This is a genomic window from Pseudomonas sp. MF06569 (assembly GCF_059862735.1).
On record NZ_JCBCUZ010000014.1, the window covers coordinates 16,769 to 38,796 of the forward strand.

Annotated in this window: 14 protein-coding genes and 2 pseudogenes; 8 read left to right on the top strand and 8 right to left on the bottom strand. The window is 53.3% G+C overall.

Annotated features, from left to right (window positions below; translation table 11 throughout):
* Positions 1–54: 54 nt before the first annotated feature.
* Complete coding sequence (locus AC19YQ_RS14410) at positions 55–1,080, bottom strand: IS110 family RNA-guided transposase (RefSeq protein WP_010655507.1); 1,026 nt, start codon at positions 1,078–1,080, stop codon at positions 55–57.
* Between the two features lie 74 nt (positions 1,081–1,154).
* Here AC19YQ_RS14410 and AC19YQ_RS14415 point away from each other — a divergent pair.
* Together AC19YQ_RS14415 and AC19YQ_RS14420 are read left to right on the top strand one after the other, a co-directional pair.
* Positions 1,155–2,024, top strand: a pseudogene (locus AC19YQ_RS14415) (IS3 family transposase); the annotation flags it as partial.
* 353 nt (positions 2,025–2,377) lie between these two features.
* Positions 2,378–3,703, top strand: coding sequence for an OprD family porin (locus AC19YQ_RS14420; RefSeq protein ID WP_010655505.1), 1,326 nt, complete (start codon positions 2,378–2,380; stop codon positions 3,701–3,703).
* A 1,033-nt stretch (positions 3,704–4,736) separates the two neighbouring features.
* On the opposite strand, the gene AC19YQ_RS14425 is transcribed toward AC19YQ_RS14420, so the two are convergent.
* From AC19YQ_RS14425 to AC19YQ_RS14445, 5 genes are all read right to left on the bottom strand, one after another.
* Positions 4,737–5,063, bottom strand: a complete 327-nt coding sequence (locus AC19YQ_RS14425) for a DUF2790 domain-containing protein (RefSeq protein WP_010655503.1) — start codon at positions 5,061–5,063, stop codon at positions 4,737–4,739.
* Positions 5,064–5,137: 74 nt separating this feature from the next.
* Positions 5,138–5,335: a co-regulatory protein PtrA N-terminal domain-containing protein gene (locus AC19YQ_RS14430; protein ID WP_010655502.1), complete on the bottom strand. Its 198-nt coding sequence runs from the start codon at positions 5,333–5,335 to the stop codon at positions 5,138–5,140.
* A gap of 140 nt (positions 5,336–5,475) precedes the next feature.
* Positions 5,476–8,640, bottom strand: coding sequence for a CusA/CzcA family heavy metal efflux RND transporter (locus tag AC19YQ_RS14435; RefSeq protein WP_019824158.1), 3,165 nt, complete (start codon positions 8,638–8,640; stop codon positions 5,476–5,478).
* Between the two features lie 26 nt (positions 8,641–8,666).
* Positions 8,667–9,893 carry an efflux RND transporter periplasmic adaptor subunit gene (locus AC19YQ_RS14440; protein WP_010655500.1) on the bottom strand — a complete coding sequence of 409 codons (1,227 nt, stop codon included), beginning with the start codon at positions 9,891–9,893 and terminating at the stop codon, positions 8,667–8,669.
* An 87-nt stretch (positions 9,894–9,980) separates the two neighbouring features.
* Positions 9,981–11,213 (bottom strand): TolC family protein, encoded by a 1,233-nt coding sequence (locus AC19YQ_RS14445; RefSeq protein WP_131690204.1) that lies wholly within the window; start codon positions 11,211–11,213, stop codon positions 9,981–9,983.
* A gap of 542 nt (positions 11,214–11,755) precedes the next feature.
* Here AC19YQ_RS14445 and AC19YQ_RS14450 point away from each other — a divergent pair.
* Positions 11,756–12,430, top strand: a complete 675-nt coding sequence (locus AC19YQ_RS14450) for a heavy metal response regulator transcription factor (protein WP_010655498.1) — start codon at positions 11,756–11,758, stop codon at positions 12,428–12,430.
* Positions 12,427–13,857, top strand: coding sequence for a heavy metal sensor histidine kinase (locus AC19YQ_RS14455; RefSeq protein WP_010655497.1), 1,431 nt, complete (start codon positions 12,427–12,429; stop codon positions 13,855–13,857). Before AC19YQ_RS14450 ends, AC19YQ_RS14455 begins: the two co-directional genes overlap by 4 nt.
* A gap of 142 nt (positions 13,858–13,999) precedes the next feature.
* Here AC19YQ_RS14455 and AC19YQ_RS14460 read toward each other — a convergent pair whose 3' ends face one another.
* Together AC19YQ_RS14460 and AC19YQ_RS14465 are read right to left on the bottom strand one after the other, a co-directional pair.
* Entirely contained in the window at positions 14,000–14,911 is a 912-nt protein-coding gene (locus tag AC19YQ_RS14460; protein ID WP_010655496.1) for a cation diffusion facilitator family transporter, read from the bottom strand.
* A 66-nt stretch (positions 14,912–14,977) separates the two neighbouring features.
* Positions 14,978–15,106 (bottom strand): annotated as a pseudogene (locus AC19YQ_RS14465) (hypothetical protein); the annotation flags it as partial.
* 296 nt (positions 15,107–15,402) lie between these two features.
* Here AC19YQ_RS14465 and AC19YQ_RS14470 point away from each other — a divergent pair.
* From AC19YQ_RS14470 to AC19YQ_RS14485, 4 genes are all read left to right on the top strand, one after another.
* Entirely contained in the window at positions 15,403–15,744 is a 342-nt protein-coding gene (locus tag AC19YQ_RS14470; RefSeq protein WP_029612175.1) for a hypothetical protein, read from the top strand.
* A 99-nt stretch (positions 15,745–15,843) separates the two neighbouring features.
* Positions 15,844–17,100, top strand: a complete 1,257-nt coding sequence (locus AC19YQ_RS14475) for a TolC family protein (protein ID WP_010655494.1) — start codon at positions 15,844–15,846, stop codon at positions 17,098–17,100.
* Positions 17,097–18,581 (top strand): efflux RND transporter periplasmic adaptor subunit, encoded by a 1,485-nt coding sequence (locus AC19YQ_RS14480; RefSeq protein ID WP_010655493.1) that lies wholly within the window; start codon positions 17,097–17,099, stop codon positions 18,579–18,581. The genes AC19YQ_RS14475 and AC19YQ_RS14480 overlap by 4 nt, the downstream gene beginning before the upstream one ends.
* Positions 18,578–21,715: an efflux RND transporter permease subunit gene (locus tag AC19YQ_RS14485; RefSeq protein ID WP_010655492.1), complete on the top strand. Its 3,138-nt coding sequence runs from the start codon at positions 18,578–18,580 to the stop codon at positions 21,713–21,715. Before AC19YQ_RS14480 ends, AC19YQ_RS14485 begins: the two co-directional genes overlap by 4 nt.
* The last annotated feature ends 313 nt before the right edge of the window (positions 21,716–22,028 follow it).

Genomic DNA, 22,028 nt, shown 5'->3' on the forward strand with positions numbered 1-22,028 from the left:
TTCAGCTATCGCAAAACCTGAAAGGTGAATCGTGGTACAGCAACAACTGCAGAATCAGGCGTTCAAGGCGTCTGGCCCTGCTTCGTATTGCGTATGGTGCGCGGCCATCGCCCAAGCGATACGCGCCAGCTTGTTAGCCAAGGCACAGGCTACGACATTAGAGTGGCGTCGGCTCAGCAATGAGCGAACCCAGTCGGCCAAGGCTCCTTTCTGGTGATCGAGTCTCTGCATGTAGAGCCTGGAACATTGCACCAACAACTGTCGAAGGTGCTTGTCGCCGCGTTTACTGATCCCCAGTAAGTTGGCCTTGCCGCCGGTGCTGTATTGCTTGGGTACCAAGCCCACTGATGCGGCAAAGTCCCGGCTGCATCGGTACTGCTTGCCATCGCCCATCTCCACAGCCAGCAGGCTGGCGGTGATCGGGCCGACACATGGAATGCTCAGCAAACGACTTCCCAGATCATCGTCGGCCAGTTGGCATGCCAACTCTTTATCCATTGCCTTGATTTGCTCATCCAGATAGACGAAGTGATTGTGCAAACGCTGCAGCAGCACCGTCAGACGAACGGGAAGTTCATGCTCAGCCAAAACAACCGCCAGACGCTTCATGATGGCCAAACCTCTGGGTAAGCTGACGCCAAACTCCAATAGAAAACCGTGCATTTGATTAGCGGTTCTGGTGCGATCACGCACCAACGATTCGCGCATCCAATGGAGTACAGACAGGGTTTGCTGGGATTCAGTCTTGGGCGTAACGAAACGCATCGAAGGACGAGAAGCGGCTTCGCAAATCGCCTCAGCGTCGACAAAGTCGTTTTTGTTCCCCTTGACGAAGGGCTTAACGAACTGCGGGGAAATCAGCTTGGCCGCGTGTCCCATTGCCGCCAACTGACGAGCAACATAGTGTGACCCCGCACAGGCCTCCATTGCCACGACACAGCTCGGCAAGCGGGCGAAAAACTGCATCATTTGCGCCCGTGAACATTTTTTGTGAAACACCTCCCGGCCTGACTTATCCTGGCCGTGCAGATGGAACGTATGTTTACCGAGATCAATACCTATCAGCGCTGACTCGCTCATGATGATGCCCTCCGAAAATAAATCACCCTGCTAAAGCCTAGCCCTCGCAAGGTGTGGGGGTGACCATCTCATTAGGCTACCGCGCTCTTGATGTCGGAAGATCTCGAGCGTTCGCGCTGATTGACCAGTTGAGCATCCACGAGCCGATTGATTGGCTGTGCAAGGTGTTTGAAGTGACCCGCTCGTGCTACTACGCTCGGCGTCTCAGGCGCCGCACACCGGATGTAGAACGCCTTCGATTGCGCAGTCGGGTGAACGAGTTGTTCACCCAAGGCCGCAGTGCTCCCGGTAGCAGTAGCATCATGGCCATGATGCAGGACGACGGCGAGCAGATCGGGCGATTCAAAGTGCGCAGCCTGATGCGCGAGCTAGAGTTGGTCAGCAAACAACCGGGATCGCATGCTTACAAAAAGGCGACGGTCGAGCGGCCCGACATTCCTAATATTTTGAACCGGGAGTTTGATGTGCCCACTCCTGACCACGTCTGGTGTGGCGATATCACTTACATCTGGGCTCAAGGGAAATGGCAGTATCTGGCGGTTGTGCTGGATTTTTTTGCCCGCCGTGTTGTGGGCTGGGCGTTGTCGGGAAAGCCGGATGCCGACTTGGTCATCAAGGCCTTGGACATGGCTTACGAGCAGCGAGGGAAGCCTCAAGGTCTGCTGTTCCACTCCGACCAGGGCTCGCAATATGGAAGCCGGAGTTTTCGTCAGCGCCTTTGGCGATATCGCATGCGTCAGAGTATGAGCCGGCGAGGAAATTGTTGGGATAACGCGCCGATGGAGCGGGTGTTCAGGAGCCTGAAAACCGAGTGGATACCGACCACGGGCTACACGACGGCCCAACAAGCTCAGCGGGATATCAGCCATTTTTTGATGCACCGGTACAACTGGATTCGACCGCACCAATTTAATGGTGGGCTGCCACCGGCTCAGGCCGAGTAAAAACTTAACGTCGTGTCCGGAATTAGTTGACCACTGCACTTATAGCTGGTCGAGCACCGCGCATCCGCACCTCTCACGTGCGAATTAGAGATTTCTGGTCGCTAAGTGAGCACTGTGTAGCAACTAGCATTGTAAAAACTCAGATCCGTAAACGGCTGATCGCACGGTACGCGCGTCAACATTTCAAGAAAGCCGCCGAATATTACAAAATTGTAATTTCTCAATCATGCCCCTGTTATCTACAGATTGCAACGATACAACTCGGCGATGATACAGGAAGCGCGACCAGCTTCCTTAAAACAACAATTCCAGCCGAAGTGCTTTCTAGTTCTGCCGAACCGAAGGAGTGATTAATGATTAACAATACAAAGTTTTCGATAGCCGCTATGGCAATGATTGTCAGCTCTGTGCCGCCAATGGTGATTGCGGAAGAAAAAAATGGCGGTTTTATAGAGGATAGTAGCCTTACCGTCCTTAACCGCAACTACTACTTCAATCGCGAACATCGTAACGGAGAGTCAAGCCCTACAGGCAATGGATATTCCGAAGCATGGGCAAACGCGATTATTACTAAATTCGAGTCTGGATTTACCCTGGGCACAATCGGTGTCGGAGTGGATGCGTTTGCTATGATTGGAATAAAACTCGACACGGGTGGCGGCCGTAATGGCGGCCGTAGTTCATTTGATGTCCTTCCAGTCAATAGCAACGGAGAGGCAAGGGACGAATACACAAAAGTGGGAGGTGCGGCAAAAATTCGCGCCTTTGACACCGTAGTAAAAGTCGGTGACGTATTCCCATCCACCCCAGTTGTGGCTGCTGGCGACTCAAGACTACTACCGGAAAGTTTCACTGGCGTCACAGCAACCAATACTAGCATTGAAGGCTTGACCGTTCAGGGCGGTCGCCTACATGCCATGAGCCAGCCAGTTTCGAGCAACATGCGCGACAACTTTGCGACCTTCTATGCTGGGCCTGTTAACTCGCCTTGGGTAGGCTACTTTGGTGGTGATTATAACTTAAACAAAAACGTCACCCTTAGTCTTTACTCCAGTCGCCTCAAGGACGCATGGAATCAATACTATGCTGGCACCGGGCTAAACTACTCATTATCAAATGAGCTTTCCGTATTCGGAGGCCTTAACTATTATAAGGCCGTCGACGAAGGAAAAAAATTACTTGGCGATTTCGACAATAACATATGGAGCGGTAAAGTAGGCGTGAAGTATGGTGCACACACACTTGCACTATCCCATCAGAGAAATAATGGCAATAACGATTTCGATTACCTGCGTCAGTCGGACTCGATCTTTCTTGATAACTCAATTCAGTACAGTGATTTCAACTCACCTAAAGAACGCTCTTGGATGGTTCGCTACGACCTCGACATGACATCGTATGGCGTGCCTGGCTTGTCGTTTATGACGCGTTACGGTCGTGGCACTGATGCTGATTACTCTAACGCCAATACGACGTACATGAGACGCGATGCGGATGGAAACCCACTTACCGACCAGAAACGTTGGGAGCGTGACATCGAAGTAAAATATGTCGTTCAGACAGGCACCTTGAAAGATATGTCTTTGCGCCTACGGCAAGCTAATACTCGTGCAACCACATTTGAGTCGGATCTGGATGAGGTTCGTGTGATTATTGAGTATCCATTAGCTATTCTTTAAGATCTGCGCAGGATGAATCATCCTAGACGAACATTACTTTTTTGCTGAAAAATTTCAAAAATGTAATTTTTCAATCATCTTCCTGTTAGCTTAAGTCACTTATAGTAAACTGGAGTTTATAGCAATCTGCTAGCGCATCTGGCCAGATTGCTACAGGTAAGTAATACCCTGCAAAAACCTGAAACTCCCTGCTGTCAAGTTGAAGCTCCGCATCCACTTTTAGATCACTCATCTAAATACGATGTATTTTAAGACGCCCTTCGGGGCGTCTTTTTTATGCGTGCGCCAGGCATGGCGCGTTGCGCGTGAGCGCAATCAGCTTGGCTGTGGTGGCCACGCTGGTGACTTGGAGGTGCAAGTCCTCTACACACCCAGCAAGGGGAAGTGTTAGCCGAAGGCAAGGGTGTCGCGGGCGACTGCGAATCTGAAGGAAGCCTTAGGCAAAATGCTGGCCTGACGAACAGGAAGCGGATTAGGCGGCGTAGCGGGGTAAGACGGCGCAAATCGTCAAAGCCCAATACTTGCACGGAACGCTACGACGTAGATCCGACAGGCATAAGCAGGAAGGTCGCGCGAATTACCCTGGGAGATCTGTTTAGCCTGCCACGTGCTACCGGCATCGCGAGATGACGGGATGGGCGACAGAAGTCAGCCGAGGCCGTAGTAGTTGCTCGAAACCGGAGCAATGAAGGGCTGAACCTGCCATGAGTGGACAGTCGGGTGTGATCTCTGTTGGAGCGTAAAGCAGAAACTCCGCGTAGCGGGGGTCGAGACCATCAGGAGGTAGGAGCCGGAAGCTCCGAGGGCCGGTCTGGGCGCTTAGATACCACAGGCGACACATCAACGGAACCAAGCTCGCTGACGTTGTTTGTCAGTAGGCAGGAACCGCCGTATACGGAACCGTACGTACGGTGGTGTGAGAGGACGGCGGGGGTAACCCCGCCTCCTACTCGATCTGCCGTAAACACCCCCCACATTTTATGTCTTATGACGCACGTCAAAAATATGAGCCCCTATGCCAAGAGCGTAGAGGCTAACCACCTTTACGGCATGTTCCGGCCACTGTGTATCTGACTGTATTCAGTACTCCTTCAGAGTCTTCGTATGTCATAGCTGCGGGCATCACCCCGCACCCTTTCGCTGGTCGCACCATGCTAACTACATTCACAACATCTAATTTCATTCCGTATTTATATTGCTTAGCTACGGGAATATTTTTTCCATGCCTAATCGCATACTGCTCCATAGCTACGGAGTTGGCACTCATTCTTTTTTCAAAAACCTTGTCACTATCTTTAGCAAATACGCTTGAAGAGATCGCAGCGACCACAATAAAAATCACAGAATTAATAGTCTTCACTTTTTGCACCTCACATGTCAATAAAAACCCCGCAACCGGAATCGGGGCGGGGCTTATGTGTAGCACCACTACATTTACTTACTAATCTGGCCCTTATCACCGCCTGACATTTTCGGAGGAGTTTTTTTCAGCTCTTTGGCTAAAAACTTCTCCATAGCCTGCTCGGTAGCTTGAGTAGCTCTAGAAAAAGTCCGGTCTCCACCACCCTCAGCCAATGCAGTGGAAGAAAGAATCAATGCTCCTACAAGAGCGTAAATTTGTGCGATTTTCATTTCGACACCTCATATTAAATACTGGCATTAGAGTATCAATACGAAGCTATCAATACGGTGGCACTAAGATTACATATCCGTCATCATTGATATAAGTAGCCCGCTAATGAGGATCAGCAGCGGGCTTTAAAAACAAACTGCTATACTATTTCTTGTTTTTCGCTGCCTGCCTCTTCATCTTTACGGTGTGCCCAGTGATATAACGCAGGAAGTATAAGTAGGGTCAACGCAGTTGAGGACAGTATTCCCCCGATTACAACGGTAGCTAGGGGCCGCTGGACTTCCGCGCCTGTTCCAGTAGCTAGAGCCATGGGGATAAAGCCAAGGGATGCCACCAAAGCTGTCATTAATACTGGGCGCAACCGCGTTAGCGCTCCTTCATTGATCGCAGAATTCAACGAATGTCCCTCTTCTCGAAGGTTGCGGATAAAAGCAATCATCACCAGACCGTTCAGCACTGCCACACCCGACAATGCAATGAAACCAACACCCGCCGAGATCGACAGTGGGATATCACGTAGCCACAACGCCATAACACCACCCGTCAATGCGAATGGAATCCCGGTGAATACCAGCATGCCGTCTTTGAGATTGTTAAACATCATGAACAGCAGGGTGAATACCAAGAGCAGAGCCACAGGGACAACTATCTGCAAGCGTTTGGCAGCTGATTGAAGTTGTTCAAACTGCCCACCCCAGGTAGCCCAATAACCGGCCGGAATCTCTACCTGCTGATCAATGGCGATGCTAGCCTCCTTAACGAATGAGCCGATATCCCGTCCACGTACATTGGCGCTGACAATGACCAGACGCTTACCGTTCTCACGACTGATCTGATTCGGGCCAAGTACAAGATCGAGGGTCGCCACTTCTGAAAGGGCAATAAAACCGATCTGATCGGCATTGCCATTGAGCAGCGCCGGGACTGGAATCAGCAGTGTGGACAACCCCTCAACGTCCTTACGCATGGCGTCGGATAAACGCACCACTATGTCGAAGCGGCGATCTCCCTCATACATCGTCCCGGCCTGGCGGCCACCGACAGCCACCGCAATGGTGTCTTGAACGTCTCCAACGTTCAGACCGTAACGTGCGGCTTTGTCGCGGTCTATGTTTATGGTCAGTACAGGTAGCCCCGTTGTCTGTTCGACTTTGACCTCGGAGGCGCCATCGACCCCCTGCATTGACGCGGCAATTTTCGCAGCGGTACTGTTAAGCACTGCCATGTCATCACCGAAGACCTTGACCGCCACATCACTTCGCACGCCTGAAATCAACTCGTTGAAACGTAGTTGGATAGGCTGGGAAAGCTCATAGTTGCTACCGGGCATAGCAGCCGCTGCTTTCTGGATCTCTTCTGTCAACGTCTCCCGGGATTTACTTGGATCAGGCCATTGATCCTTCGGTTTGAGCATCACATAACTATCAGAGATGTTCGGCGGCATTGGATCGGAAGCAATCTCTGCAGTACCGGTTCGAGCAAACATCCGTTCGACTTCAGGCACTTTTTCCAGCACAAGCTTTTCTAGGCGCTGCTGCATTTCCACCGATTGCGTCAGACTTGTACCGGGTACTCGTAATGCTTGCAGTGCAAAATCGCCTTCGCTGAGACTAGGTACAAACTCACTGCCCATTCGACTGGCGACCACGCCACTCGCAGCGATGACACCTAATGCCATGGCAAATGCCAGCGATCGATGACTCATGACCCAATCCAGCGCGGGGGCATAAGCCCGTCGCGCTCCTCGCATTACCACGTTCTCTTCTTCCTTGACTTTGCCCGTCACGAACATGGCAATTGCCGCAGGAACAAAGGTTACGGACAGCAGCATCGCGCCTAGCAAGGCGATCACGACGGTGAACGCCATGGGGTGGAACATTTTCCCTTCGACACCGGTCAGGGCAAAAATAGGTAGATAAACGACCATGATGATCAACTGCCCGAAAATCAGTGGTCGACGGGCTTCCTTGGCTGCTGCAAACACTTCGTGAAAGCGCTCGGAGCGAGTTAGGAGGCGCCCGTGATGGTGCTGCGCATTGGCGAGGCGCCGTATAGCATTTTCGACAATAACCACTGCACCGTCGACGATAATACCGAAGTCCAGAGCCCCCAGGCTCATCAGGTTGGCGCTGACTTTGTTGGTGAACATGCCTGTGAAGGTAAAGAGCATGGCTAAAGGAATGACCATGGCAGTGATCAGTGCTGCGCGAATATTGCCTAGGAATAGGAACAAAATCGCGATTACTAGGATTGCACCTTCAATCAGATTCTTCTTGACCGTGGCAATAGCCTTGTCTACCAAGTTAGTACGGTCGTAAACAGTGATCGCAACCACCCCTTTGGGCAGTGAACGGTTGATTTGCTCTAGCTTGACTGCAACGGCCTGAGAGACGGTACGGCTGTTCTCGCCTATCAGCATGAACACCGTGCCGAGTACGACTTCACGACCGTTTTCGGTCGCCGCACCGGTACGCATTTCACGCCCAATATCCACGGTCGCCACATTTTTAATACGTATAGGAGTGCCATCGACGTTGGCGATCACGATATTGGCGATGTCGTCGGTGGTCGCCACTTGGCCAGGGGCACGAATCAGTAGTTGTTCGCCACTGCGCTCAATGTAGCCGGCTCCTACGTTAGCGTTGTTGCTTTCCAGCGCGGTCACAATGTCTGTCAGGGTCAGCTTGTAAGCGGCCAAGCGTTTTGGATCCGGAGCAATCTGGTATTCCTTGGCGAATCCGCCAATGGTGTTAATTTCGGCGACCCCAGGAACGTTGCGCAGCTGAGGTTTAATAATCCAATCTTGGATTACCCTCAGGTCGGTCGGCGTATAGGGGCTACCATCCTCTTTTACGGCGTCTTCTCGGGCCTCGACAGTCCACAGAAAAATCTCACCCAAACCGGTAGAAATCGGCCCCATGACAGCTTCCACGCCTTCGGGCAATTGTTCCTTTGCCATCTGCAATCGTTCATTGACCAATTGCCGGGCGAAGAATAGGTCGGTGCCTTCCTTGAAAATCACCGTAACTTGTGAAAGACCCGAGCGTGAGAGTGAACGCGTCTGCTCAAGTGCCGGCAGACCTGCCATGGCGGTTTCAATAGGGAAAGTGATGCGCTGCTCAGTCTCCAGTGGCGAGAAACCTGCGGCACCAGTATTGATTTGCACCTGGACGTTGGTGATGTCGGGCACGGCGTCGATCGGCAGCTTCTGGTAGCTAGCAATGCCGAGTCCGGCCATGAGGAGAACCGCGAGCAGGACGATTATGCGTTGCTCGATGGCAAATTGGATTAGGCGTTCGAACATGAGAACCTTCTCGTGGAAGTGGCGGATCAGTGGGCGTGTTCAGCCGAGGCTTTACCCAGTTCTGATTTCAGAATGAAGCTGCCGGCAGCAGCGACTTGAGCTCCGGGCTCCAGGCCCTCTGTGATCTCAGCCAGACCTGCTGCACGACTACCTATTACTACTGCTTGCGCCTTAAACCCGTCATCAGTTCGCACGAAAACTGTTGGCCTATCCTCGACCGTCTGGATTGCTGCTTCTGGTACTGCGACTTTCGCCAGCCGGGTATCGGTATCAACCAGTACGGTTACGAACAGCCCGGGACGCCAAGCTCCTTGCGGATTCGCTATGGACACACGGACAGTGGCGGTACGAGTCTGCTCACCCAGTAAACTCCCAACGTAGGCCACGGCACCCGTAACTTCCGCATTCAACTCAGCGGCACTAACCGTGACAGACTTGCCCACCAGGACTTTGCTCAAATCCTTAGGGGAAACGCCAAAAGTCACCCAAACATGCGACAAGTCCGAGAGTGTGAACGCATTGCTGGTTTCACTGACAACCTCACCAAGGCCCAAGTGCTTTTCGACCACAACGCCATCGAACGGTGCACGCAGCTCATACCGGTTGCCACCACTGGTCACCGAGCTGCCACTAAGTACGCTGATTTTTTGTCGGGCATTACTGACAGCGATTTCGGCCTCTTGCAGAGCCTGACGGGCTTGAAGGAAATCCTGTTCGGCAGAGATTTTGTCCTGCCATAACTGGCGTTCACGCTCGTAGGTAGTGCGCGCCAACTCTAGACGACGTTGCGCTGCGGCTTGCTCACTGCGCTGATCAGAAATTTGTTGACTGGCAATCACGGCTAGTAGCTGACCTTTTTTCACTGTTTGGCCAAGATTGACATGTACCGACTCGACGACACCAGGAACCCGGGGTACCACATGCGCAGTACGGTCTTCATCGAAACGGACTTCTCCAGGAAACGGCAATGAGAGGCTGATGCTCTGTTCCTTAGCTTCGATTAACTGAATGCCGGCAGATCTGATCTGATCGTCGCTCAGAGTCAGGTGACCTTCTTCTGCTTCCCCTTCTGCATGCCCGCCATCAACTGACTCCTTGGCCGCACCCTCGTTGCTGTGATCAGCATCGTGGCCCTGTTCTTCTTGCGTCTGTACGCCGGTGGACGCTGTTGACGTGCTACCCATCCAGAGCGAACCAACACATATGCCCACCGTGAGGGTCAGTGCGGTGACAAGGATTTGTTTTTTATCCATGGGACTCCCTACGCAGCTCAGTGGGCAGTCACGGATTACCGTGGCACTGCGATGCTGAGTAGCGGTTAAAAAAGTGTTATATGAAATTCAAGGGGTATGAGTGAGCTTGTCGACATCACCGAAAATTCGCTCGATACGCACCCAGGCGTCTGTCGCCTCAGCAATGGCCTGGATGTACTGACCGCGTGCGCTGATTAAGGTGCGCTGGGCATCTAGCACATCTAGGAAGTTGAATTTCCCCATTTCGAAACCACGGGTAGCGGTATCTACAGCACTTTGCGCGGCAGGTAGGATGGTTTGATTGAACGACGTGATTTCAGTGTTCGCTGTATTCCACTGAGCTAGAGTGGTCTGAATTTCTGTGCGCAGGCGTAACTCGCTGGCATTGCGAAGGTCGCGGGCCTGATCAGTTCGGCGGGCGGCTGCCAACACATTGCCCTGGTTACGATTGAATAATGGGATGGGCATCGACAGCCCTACGACATTCACGCGCTCACGCTCCCGTTCATCGTATTGGCTACCTAAACTTACGGTTAGGTCAGGAATGCGCTGGGCTTTCTCCAAGCCAAGTGAGGCTTCACGCTGGTCAATTTGCAGCTTTGCCAACCGTAACTCCGCAGTCTGACCTATGCGATTAAGGAGCAGCGAAGGTTCCGGTACAGTTGGCATTGGCTGACTTGAATCACTTACAGACGCAAACGCCGGCAAAGGCACACCCATGACTCGAGCGAGTTGTTGATAGGCATTTGCCTCATCTCGCTCTGCCCGTTTCAGCTCTAGGCGTACCTCCGACAACTGGACTTCTGCTCGCGTACCTTCAACAGGCGATGACTTGCCACTACTGATGCGACCTTGAGCTACATGCAAGCCACGCTGTGCGAGCTCAAGTGATTGACGTGATAACAGCAACCTTTGCTGAGCCGTAGATGTGTTGTAAAACGCCTGAATGACATCGGCACGTAGAGCATTACGCTTGCGCTCCAATTCAATCTCGGCTGCATCTTGCGCTCGACTTGCCACTTCGATCCTAGCGCCTCGCTTACCGCCAAGCTCGATCGGCTGATTGATCATCACCGTCGTAGTGCGCGAATTTCGCCGGGTATCCTCAGCCTCCCAAGACAACTCAGGATTGGGAATCAAGCTCGCCTGCTGCCGATCTCCCTGAGTGATACCAATTTCCCACTGTGCTGCCGCTAGGTCAGGATTGTTGGCAAACGCCATTTGAAGAACTTGATCCATTGTCAGCGCCTGTGAAGCCGAACCAGCGGAAAAAGCCGTGCCTGATAGTGCAAGCGTGCAACTTAGGCCTATTACCAACATGGATTTTATGATACGCAAGGGGGTAATGAACTTTCTAAGCCAACGCAATTTTATATTTCCTTTAAAGCGAATTTTCTCAACGTAGTAACTGTAGAGTTCTTCACTTATCAACAAGGTGACTGAAGAATTACAAATATGTTATCCAGCTCTACTACTGTAGATTTTGCTCTAATATAGGAGGTGTTAAAAAAGAAAAAACTTAAGGCAGCAATATGATGAAACAAAAATTCAGCAATTATCTGCCGAAGCGCACTTGTCGAATTGGGGTATTCATATGAGCACACGATGTGCTACATAGCCCCTGGATTATTTCCCGCGACAGATTGTCGCAACCCTAGCTTTGGCGCCTCAAAACCGCAGCTTTGGCTTGACCCTGAAGCAGCTACAGGCTTTAGAATGAGGGCTGTCATCTCGTAAGTTATTCAAACCATATGAGGATTGAAAATCCTATTAAAAGATAGCACCAATCAGAAAACCACACTAATACGGTTATTATTTTTCTGAGCCCCCTTTAACTCTAGTCATTAAGAAGGTGAAATGTCATGCGAATCCTTGTAGTTGAGGACGAGCTCAAAACTGCCGAATACTTACATCAGGGACTGACTGAAAGTGGCTACATTGTTGATCGTGCGATAACTGGCGCGGATGGACTACATCTGGCGCGCCAACATGTTTATGATTTGGTGATACTTGACGTTAATCTTCCCGAACTTGATGGCTGGGGTGTTCTTGAACGTCTACGACAAAGCAGTAATGCCCGGGTCATGATGTTGACGGCCCGAGGGCGCCTAGCGGACAAGATACGCGGACTAGATTTGGGTGCCGATGATTATCTGGTTAAACCGTTTGAATTTCCTGAGTTACTTGCACGGGTACGAACCCTGATGCGTCGCAGTGAGCACATACCTGTCCCGCAGGTACTAAAAGTAGCCGACCTGGAACTAGACCAAGGACGTCATCGTGCTTTTCGCGGTGAGCAGCGCATAGATCTGACAACCAAGGAGTTTGCGCTGCTGCACTTGCTGATGCGCCAAACTGGAGAAGTGCTTTCTCGCACCCAAATCATTTCACTGGTCTGGGATATGAATTTTGATTGCGACACTAACGTTGTCGAGGTTTCAATCCGTAGGCTGAGGGCCAAAATAGATGACCCCTTCGATAACAAGTTGATCCACACCCTTCGCGGTGTTGGTTACGTATTAGAGGCGCGTGTATGAAGCCGGTCAGCCTGTCAATGCGACTAGGCTTGACAGTAAGTATTTTAGGGGCGTTGTTGGTAGTGTTTTTGGCTGTCTTGGCCTTTTTTGCGCTGACGCATGAGCTGGATAAGTTGGCAAAAAACAGCCTGATCAATAAGATGGAGCAGGTTGAACATAGCCTCTCGCTATACGATGACACGGCCGACGTAAATTCAAAACCGCATTCGTTACTGGATCAAGTCATGGGACATGACAATCTGAATCTGACCATCTATGACCTGAAAAACCTCAGGGCGCCCTTACTGAAATTTGGGCCTGGATTGTCGGATCCGCGGACTGAGTTGAAAGCTGCGACTGCTGCCGTTGACAAGGTTTCCTATTCCACCAATTCAGATGGTGAAGGTCGACACTTCCTTACCGCATCCAAGCTCATCCCATTAAAGAATGGTGTAAGTGTTCCCGTATTGCTGTCGATGGATTGTGCGAACGATGAAGCGCTGCTCAGCGCGTACCTTAGGTCGACGGTTATTGCACTACCGCTTTTACTGATACTCATCGGAGCAAGTGCTTGGGCCGTAGTACAACAAGGACTTTCTCCACTGAGAGAGTTCCGGAAGGTCGCCGCCATGATCTCGGCTCAAGATCTCAACCATCGACTTTCTGTTGTTAAAATGCCTCAGGAGCTTAGTGAGTTGGCTCATGGCATCAACTTCATGCTGCACCGGCTCGACAGCGGTATTCAGCAGCTGTCGCAATTTTCAGATGACTTAGCCCATGAATTACGATCCCCGATCACCAATTTGATGGGCAAGGCCCAGGTTACCCTTTCTCGGGAGCGTCCGGCAGAAGAATACAAAGCTGTGCTGGAGTCATGCACCGAGGAGTTGGGCCGTGTCACGCGAATTGTCTCGGATATGCTCTTCTTAGCTCAGGTCAGCCATCCCGCGGCACTTGTCCCGTTCGAAATAATCACCTTAGAAGATGAAGCATTTAAGGTGGTCGATCTGTTTTCACTGTCTGCGGAAGAGAAACGTATCACCCTGAATGTTACCGGAAATGGCAAGACCATTGGCGACAGGTTAATGATACAGCGAGCAATATCCAATCTATTGTCCAACGCAATACGCCATTGCCCTGCGGGACAATCTATTTCAATTGTTATTGAAAACTATGCCAAACAGGTATCGCTACTTGTAGGCAACCCTGGAGCAGGAATCGAACCTCAGCATCTGCTGCACTTGTTTGACCGCTTTTATCGAATTGATACAAGTCGCTCGCGTGCTGAGGGTGGCACTGGTCTTGGTTTAGCTATTGTTCGATCGATCATGAGCCTCCACCAGGGAACTGCGGATGTTCAAAGCATGCCTGGCAGCATGACCGTTTTCAGGCTGAGCTTCCCAAACCTCGACGGACAGACCACTTGGCAACAGGCTAGAAAGGTTTAAGGGTAAATTCCCGCAACAAACCTGTGCAACCCTCCCTGCACCACTGGATATGCGCCTGTGGTCAGGTTTTTTAATGTCCGCTGAGTTCTGAGTACATCGCAGCAGCCCCTACTCCGACATGAGATGTTTGCAAGATCCCGCTCTAGTGCTGCATGCCTTCGTTTTCTTCAAGCGTTGCATGAAACTGTAAGTTTTCCAATTGAAGAGTCGTATGGCTGATATGGAATACCTCGCTCATCAGCCGAGTCACCTCAGCCAATATATCTTGCTCAGTTCGGGAGCTACGCAGGATTACAAGGTGAGCACTCATGACATTCTTGCCGCTGGTCAGGGCCCAGATATGCAGGTCATGGATATCCTCAACGCCTTCAACCGCCCTGATGCACGCTTCCACTTCAGCGATATCGATGCCATCCGGAACCCCTTGCAACAGGATGTTCATGCTTTCTTTGAGCAAAACCCAGGTTCTGGGAAGCACCCACAGGCCGATAGCTGCGGCAACGATCGAGTCAACCCAAGTGAATCCGGTAAAACGAATGATCAATGCCGCCCCTATTACGCCCATGGAGCCCAACATGTCGCTCCATACTTCTAGGTACGCGCCTTTTACGTTAAGACTTTCGGCACTGGCAGACATTAGCAACCGCATTGAAACAAGGTTCACAACTAGTCCGATCACTGCGACGATCAGCATCCCTGTCGATTGGATTTCTGTCGGGGCTTTAAACCGCTGATAAGCTTCATACAAGATGTACACCGCCACCATAAACAACAAAATCGCGTTAAAAGCAGCTGCGAGGATCTCAAATCGTGCATAGCCGAATGTCCGTTTTTTATCCGCAGCGCGTTTGGCAATTTGAATAGCTATCAATGAAATAGCCAAGGCAGTGGAATCAGTTAGCATGTGAGCCGCATCGGATAACAACGCCAAGCTGCCTGTCACGAAAGCCCCAATGACCTCCGCGATCATGAAGCTTGTCGTTAACGCCAGAGCGATCCACAATTTTTTCTCGTGTCCTGCACGAGCTTGACCGTGACTATGACCAGCGCTCATATGACTCTCCATGCGGGTGAAAGGATGCGGCAACTACTCAAAAGATCGTCAACGGGTCAATCTTCCTCAAGAAGAGATTTCGGTTTTGGAGAGAGGCAACTGAAAAGCACTTATTTGGACGCGACCTGTGCTCCCCCAAGGCACCCACACTCTAGAAAATAGCAGTACTGCGAATACGCGTATTATTTGTACCCAAACTTCCCGGAATCAGATGTTAGTAGACCGATAGGTCTTTGTCGCGCCAATTTTTCATCTCGGCTTCTGCTTGATTTCTCAGTTGGCTAGCCATTTCATCCATGATTGAGTTCAGATCAACACTATGAATTCAAATATAGGCGGATCGATAGCTCGTCGTCCGCGTCTATTTTCTAAACGTAATGTTGGCTTAATTCCTTGTCGGCTTCATTACCTATATGTCGGAGCTTGGCGACAGGGTGTTAATGACATGAGTCGATTTGTAACGACCATTTGAAGCGACTACACTCCAGCGAATGAAACGCTACGTGCAGTTTTGCATCATCTTCGTGATTAGCTTGGCGCTTCCCCTCAGCGGGATGGCGGGAGTTCAGGCATCGATAGAACCGTGCCCCATGAAGACGATGGGCATGACGATAATGGACGACATGGGCATGGACTGCTGCAACGATATGAAAACCCTGTCCGAGCACGGAAAGCCATGTAAACCGGGACAGGAATGCAAGGCAGGCGGCATATTGCAAGTCTCGACTTTCAAGCCTTCAGTAGCCGTGTTTAGCCCCGTAGTACTTTCCTTCTTTAGTGATTCCTTGCCTGCACAAACCCCGTCCAGGGTGTGGCGACCGCCCCGCGTTTGATTCCTGTCCCATATTGAGCCTCATTCCGCATTGGCGGGATGCAAGAGCTGAGCGCATGTCTTTTGATGCGTGCAGTGGATGATCACAGGAATCCTAAACATGAACTCAAAGTGCTATTGCATAGGCTGGTCCCTCGTGGCCGGTCTGGCGGTAAGCGTTCTGGCATTGCCGAGCTTGGCGGGTGGATTGACGCTTGATGAAGCGTTGCGGCTGGCCGAAAACAATGCACCGTCGCTGACCGCACAAGACGCCAAAATTCAGGCTGCCAGCAGCGCAGCCATTCCAGCGGGGGAGTTGCCTGACCCCAAACTGCTGCTGGGTGTGCAGAACTATCCTGTTGGCGGCCCGGATCGCTGGAGCATCGACCAAGACTTCATGACAATGCAAATGGTTGGAGTCAGGCAAGAAATGCCCAACAGCGACAAGCGCAAGGCGCGCATTGAGGTCGCCGATGCGGCCGTTGAACGCGCCGCGGCGCAGCGGCGGGTCGAACGTCTGAACGTACGCCAATCCACGGCGTTGGCCTGGATCAGTAGCTACTCGGTTGAGCGCAAAGATGCACTGTTCCAGGACTTCTACAAAGAGAACCGCCTGCTGAGCAATACCGTCCTGGCTCAGATTGCCGGTGGCCGGGCTCAACCCGCCGATGCGGTAACACCCAAGCAAGAAGCGGCTCGACTAGCGGAGCAACAGGACGATCTGATTCAGCAGCGAAGGCAGGCCCGAGCTGCCCTCAAGCGTTGGATTGGCCCCGCTGCCAACGACGAGCTTGTGGGCCGCTTGCCTGAATGGTCCGTCGATACCTCCGGTTACTCCCATAACCTGCAGCACCATCCCGAGCTGGCAGCGTTTGCCCCGATGACCCGAGAAGCGCAAGCCAAGGTTCGTGAAGCCGTGTCGGAGAAACAGTCAGACTGGAGCTGGGAGCTGGATTACCAGCACCGTGGCCGAGCGTTTGGGGATATGGTCAGTGTGCAGCTTTCCTGGGATCTGCCGCTGTTTCCTGGCTCTCGCCAAAATCCCAAAATCGCAGCCAAGCAGGCTGAACTCAGCCAGCTTGAGGCCGAGCGTGAAGCCCTGTCACGCGAGCACACTCAGGAACTGGAAAACCAACTGGCTGACTATGAGCGTCTGAATCGTGCGGTGCACCGAAACCAGGACAGTCTGTTGCCTCTGGCCAAGGAAAAGGTCGAACTCAGCATGGCCAGTTATCGTGCCGGAAAAGGCGATTTAAATGCCGTTGTTGCGGCCCGGCGTGAGCTCATCGAAGCGCGTCTCAAACAGATTGAGGTGGAAGAGCAGCGGGCGCTGACCAGTGCGCGCCTGTACTTTGCCTATGGGGAGCCCAGCCAGTGATCCTTAAAAAGTGGAATGGGGCATTGTTGGTAGGCATCTCGCTGACATTGGGTGTTGCCGGTGGTTACTGGTTCGCTCAGCAGCGGATGAACGGAGTATCCAGTACTGCCCAGGAGAGGGGTGTCAGCCCGTCGGGTGAACGCAAGGCTCTGTATTGGTACGACCCCATGTACCCGCAGCAAAAGTTTGATAACCCCGGAAAGTCCCCCTTTATGGACATGCAGTTGGTGCCTCAATACGCCAGCAGCGAAGGGGATCGTGCGGTCGTCAGTATCGATCCAAGCCTGACCCAGAACCTCGGTTTGCGTTTTGCGACGGTCACCCGGGGAGTCTTTGATTCCAGCCTAGATGTGGCAGGTGTCTTGGCGTTCAACGAGCGTGATGTCGCGGTGATTCAGGCCCGTACCGCCGGCTTTGTGGAGCGGGTCTATGCCCTTGCTCCAGGGGATGTGCTCAAAGCCAATGCCGCCCTGGCGGATATTCTGGTGCCGGAATGGGCCGCGGCTCAGACAGAGTTTCTGGCCCTGAGGCGTAACGGGGATGCCGATCTGTTGGTTGCGGCCCGTCAGCGCCTGCGACTCACAGGGATGCCCGCAGCACTGATTACTCAGGTTGAACGTAGCGGTAAGGTTCAACCGTATCTGACCCTGACCAGTCCCATCGCCGGTGTGCTGCAAGAGCTGAACGTACGCGCGGGCATGACCGTGGCGACGGGCGAGACTCTGGCACGGGTCAATGGCTTGAGCAGTATATGGCTAGCCGTGGCTGTTCCAGAATCCGATGCCGGGGCCATCACTGTGGGGCAGGCGGTCGAAGCGCGTCTGCCAGCCTTCCCGGGGACAACGTTCAGAGGCAAGGTCAGCGCGATTTTGCCCGAGACCAATCCGGACAGCCGCACTCTTCGGGTGCGGGTGGAACTACCCAACCCGGACGAGCACCTCAGGCCCGGTTTGACGGCGCAGGTGCGCCTGAGTCATTCGACCGGGGAAAGTGTGTTGTGGGTGCCGAGTGAAGCAGTCATTCGCACTGGCCGACGCGCCCTGGTGATGCTCGCTGAAGACGCCGGTCGCTATCGCCCGGTGGAGGTGCAACTCGGGCAGGAAAGCGATGGCAAGACGGCGATTGTGAAAGGTCTGACAGAAGGACAGAAAGTGGTTACGTCTGGCCAGTTCCTGCTCGACTCGGAAGCCAGTCTTAAAGGCATTGTTGCCAGCGCTGAGGAAGATTCACCACTCGGCGCAACAGCCTCCAGTTTTCATGAGGCCGATGGGCAGATTGTTGAGATCAACGACAAAGACGTGACGCTCGCCCATGGTCCTTTCAAGACGCTGGGCATGCCCGGCATGACGATGACTTTTCCTCTCGCCAGTCCGGCGCTGATGCAGGGCCTCAAGGCGGGGGACAAGGTTCGGATCGCGGTGAGCCAAACTGACGATGGTTTGCGTGTCGAGCGCCTGGACAAATCGGGGAGCCAGCCATGATTGCTGCACTGATTCGTTGGTCGGTGGCCAACCGGTTTCTGGTGCTACTGGCTACGCTGTTCGTCACTGCTTGGGGCATCTGGTCGGTACAGAGCACACCGATCGATGCGTTGCCGGATCTCTCAGATGTGCAAGTGATCATCCGCACCCCTTATCCGGGACAAGCGCCGCAGATTGTCGAGAACCAGGTGACCTATCCGCTGGCCACCACCATGCTCTCAGTGCCGGGAGCCAAGACGGTACGTGGTTATTCCTTCTTCGGTGACAGCTTCGTTTACGTGCTGTTCGAAGACGGCACGGACTTGTACTGGGCCCGCTCGCGAGTGCTGGAGTACCTGAGTCAGATACAAAACCGATTGCCGGCCAGTGCAAAACCTGCGTTGGGGCCGGATGCAACGGGAGTGGGCTGGATCTATCAGTACGCACTGGTGGATCGCACGGGTGGGCACGACTTGGCACAGCTGCGCGCACTTCAGGACTGGTTCCTCAAGTTCGAACTCAAGACCCTGCCCAATGTTGCTGAAGTGGCTACGGTGGGAGGCATGGTCAAGCAGTACCAGGTGCAGCTTGACCCGCTCAAGTTGGCCAGTCTGGGCATCACACAGGCGGAGGTGACCGAGGCTATCGGCAAGGCCAACCAGGAGACGGGCGGCGCCGTGATGGAGATGGCCGAGACTGAGTACATGGTGCGAGCTTCCGGCTACCTGAAGACGCTCAATGACTTTCGGGCCATCCCGCTAAAACTGGGGGCGGCCGGAGTGCCGGTCACCCTTGGCGATGTCGCCACCATCCAATTGGGCCCGGAAATGCGACGTGGCATCACCGAACTCGACGGCGAAGGCGAGACCGTTGGTGGTGTGGTGATTTTGCGCAACGGCAAGAACGCCCGCGAGACCATTGCGGCGGTCAAGACCAAACTCGACGAACTGAAATCCAGTTTGCCGGCCGGCGTTGAAATCGTCACCACCTACGACCGCAGCAAGCTGATCGATCGCGCGGTGGAAAATCTCAGCCACAAGCTCATCGAAGAGTTCATCGTCGTCGCGCTGGTCTGCGGGATCTTCCTCTGGCACTTGCGCTCATCCCTAGTGGCGATCATTTCGCTGCCGGTGGGCGTGTTGATTGCCTTCATCGTCATGCGCTACCAAGGCATCAACGCCAACATCATGTCCTTGGGCGGGATTGCCATCGCCATCGGCGCTATGGTCGATGCCGCCGTGGTGATGATCGAGAACGCCCACAAGAAGATAGAGGCTTGGCACGCTGCCAACCCTGGGGAGGAACTGAACGGCGAGCGTCATTGGCACGTGATGACCGAAGCGGCTGCGGAGGTAGGCCCGGCACTGTTCTTCTGCTTGTTGATCATCACCCTGTCGTTCATTCCGGTATTTACCCTTGAGGCCCAGGAAGGGCGGCTGTTCGGCCCGTTGGCTTTCACCAAGACCTACGCCATGGCGGCAGCGGCGGGACTGTCAGTGACGTTGGTGCCAGTGCTGATGGGTTACTGGATTCGAGGTCGAATTCCCAATGAACAACAGAACCCGTTGAACCGGTGGTTGATTCGACTCTATCAGCCAGCCCTGGATGCAGTACTGCGTCGTCCCAAGGTCACGCTACTGGTGGCGCTCTTGGTATTTTGCAGTGCGCTATGGCCAATGTCTCGCCTGGGGGGCGAGTTTCTGCCACCGCTGGACGAAGGCGATCTGCTCTACATGCCTTCTGCACTTCCGGGGTTATCGGCACACAAAGCCGCGCAGCTGCTGCAGCAAACCGACCGTCTGATCAAAACCGTGCCTGAAGTCGAACACGTTTTCGGTAAAGCAGGGCGTGCCGAAACCGCAACCGATCCGGCTCCCCTGGAGATGTTTGAAACCACCATTCAATTCAAACCACGCGAGCAATGGCGTCAAGGTATGACACCGGAAAAACTGGTGGAAGAATTGGATCGAGTGGTGCGAGTTCCGGGGCTGACCAATATCTGGATACCGCCAATTCGCAACCGTATCGACATGCTGGCTACGGGGATCAAGAGCCCCATCGGGGTGAAGGTTGCCGGCACCAATCTGATGGAAATTGATACGGTCACTCAGGCGGTCGAGCGCGTGGCCAAGGGGGTGCCTGGTGTCAGCTCGGCTCTGGCGGAGCGACTGACCGGTGGCCGATATATCGATGTGGATATCGATCGCAAGGCCGCCGCCCGCTACGGCCTGAATATCGCCGATGTGCAATCCATCGTGGCCGGTGCTATCGGTGGAGAGAACGTTGGGGAGGCCATTGAGGGGTTGGCACGGTTTCCAATCAACGTGCGTTACCCACGGGAGTGGCGTGACTCGCTCGGTGCTTTGGAGCAATTACCTATCTACACCCCGTTAGGCAGCCAGATCACCCTGGGTACTGTGGCGAAGATTAAGGTCAGCGACGGCCCGCCGATGCTCAAGAGCGAAAATGCTCGGCCTTCGGGCTGGGTTTATATCGACGTGCGGGGCCGGGACATTGCCTCAGTCGTCGCCGATCTGCGCCGGGTCGTCAGTGAACAGGTCAAGTTGCAGCCAGGTATGAGCCTGAGCTACTCGGGGCAGTTCGAATTTCTCGAAAGGGCCAACGCCCGACTAAAACTAGTTGTGCCTGCCACGTTGTTGATCATTTTCGTGCTGCTCTACATGACTTTCGCCCGCTTCGATGAGGCCTTTTTGGTCATGGCCACTCTGCCATTCGCCCTCACGGGCGGGGCATGGTTCCTCTATCTATTGGGGTACAACCTGTCGGTCGCAACCGGGGTCGGCTTTATCGCGCTGGCCGGAATTTCGGCCGAATTCGGTGTGATCATGCTGCTCTACCTCAAGAACGCTTGGGTCGAACGTGTAGACCTCGGCGACAACACGGAAGTTGGGCTGGTGGCGGCGATCCGTGAAGGAGCTGTACAGCGCGTTCGCCCCAAGGCCATGACCGTGTCCGTCATCATTGCCGGCCTGTTGCCCATTCTGTTGGGCAGCGGAACCGGTAGTGAAGTGATGAGTCGCATCGCCGCGCCAATGGTCGGCGGGATGGTCACTGCTCCCTTGCTTTCCCTGTTTGTCATACCGGCAGCCTACAGCTTAATGCGCCGTCGGAACCTCTCGGGTTGTACCCACTAAGCCTTAAGGAAAAAACCTTATGAAACTGCCCCTGATAATGCCCCCATTTTTGATACTCGCCTGAAATAGAGATCAAGCTACTAGGGCCAACTTCTGTTAGGGGGGGAATGCCTCCGAGGGCCATGTTCGATCGCTCGTGATTGTATGTCCAAATCCAAACTGGCGATCTGTACTCCAGCACTCGACCGGGGCTCGAAAGAAGAGTTCTAAAACTCGTGAGTCTTGCATCACATTTGCCTCGTTAACATCTGAGGTTGAGCCATGAGATCAAGCTATTGCGGAACAGCGCAATCCCTGCGCCTGTTGGTGGGCG

Excerpts from the sequence above, each read along its gene's own strand:
- AC19YQ_RS14485 (WP_010655492.1), top strand. The coding sequence starts at position 18,578 with ATGATTGCTGCACTGATTCGTTGGTCGGTGGCCAACCGGTTTCTGGTG.
- AC19YQ_RS14435 (WP_019824158.1), bottom strand. The coding sequence starts at position 8,640 with ATGTTCGAACGCCTAATCCAATTTGCCATCGAGCAACGCATAATCGTC.
- AC19YQ_RS14420 (WP_010655505.1), top strand. The coding sequence starts at position 2,378 with ATGATTAACAATACAAAGTTTTCGATAGCCGCTATGGCAATGATTGTC.
- AC19YQ_RS14470 (WP_029612175.1), top strand. The coding sequence starts at position 15,403 with ATGAAACGCTACGTGCAGTTTTGCATCATCTTCGTGATTAGCTTGGCG.
- AC19YQ_RS14475 (WP_010655494.1), top strand. The coding sequence starts at position 15,844 with ATGAACTCAAAGTGCTATTGCATAGGCTGGTCCCTCGTGGCCGGTCTG.
- AC19YQ_RS14445 (WP_131690204.1), bottom strand. The coding sequence starts at position 11,213 with ATGTTGGTAATAGGCCTAAGTTGCACGCTTGCACTATCAGGCACGGCT.
- AC19YQ_RS14440 (WP_010655500.1), bottom strand. The coding sequence starts at position 9,893 with ATGGATAAAAAACAAATCCTTGTCACCGCACTGACCCTCACGGTGGGC.
- AC19YQ_RS14455 (WP_010655497.1), top strand. The coding sequence starts at position 12,427 with ATGAAGCCGGTCAGCCTGTCAATGCGACTAGGCTTGACAGTAAGTATT.
- AC19YQ_RS14450 (WP_010655498.1), top strand. The coding sequence starts at position 11,756 with ATGCGAATCCTTGTAGTTGAGGACGAGCTCAAAACTGCCGAATACTTA.
- AC19YQ_RS14430 (WP_010655502.1), bottom strand. The coding sequence starts at position 5,335 with ATGAAAATCGCACAAATTTACGCTCTTGTAGGAGCATTGATTCTTTCT.
- AC19YQ_RS14460 (WP_010655496.1), bottom strand. The coding sequence starts at position 14,911 with ATGAGCGCTGGTCATAGTCACGGTCAAGCTCGTGCAGGACACGAGAAA.
- AC19YQ_RS14410 (WP_010655507.1), bottom strand. The coding sequence starts at position 1,080 with ATGAGCGAGTCAGCGCTGATAGGTATTGATCTCGGTAAACATACGTTC.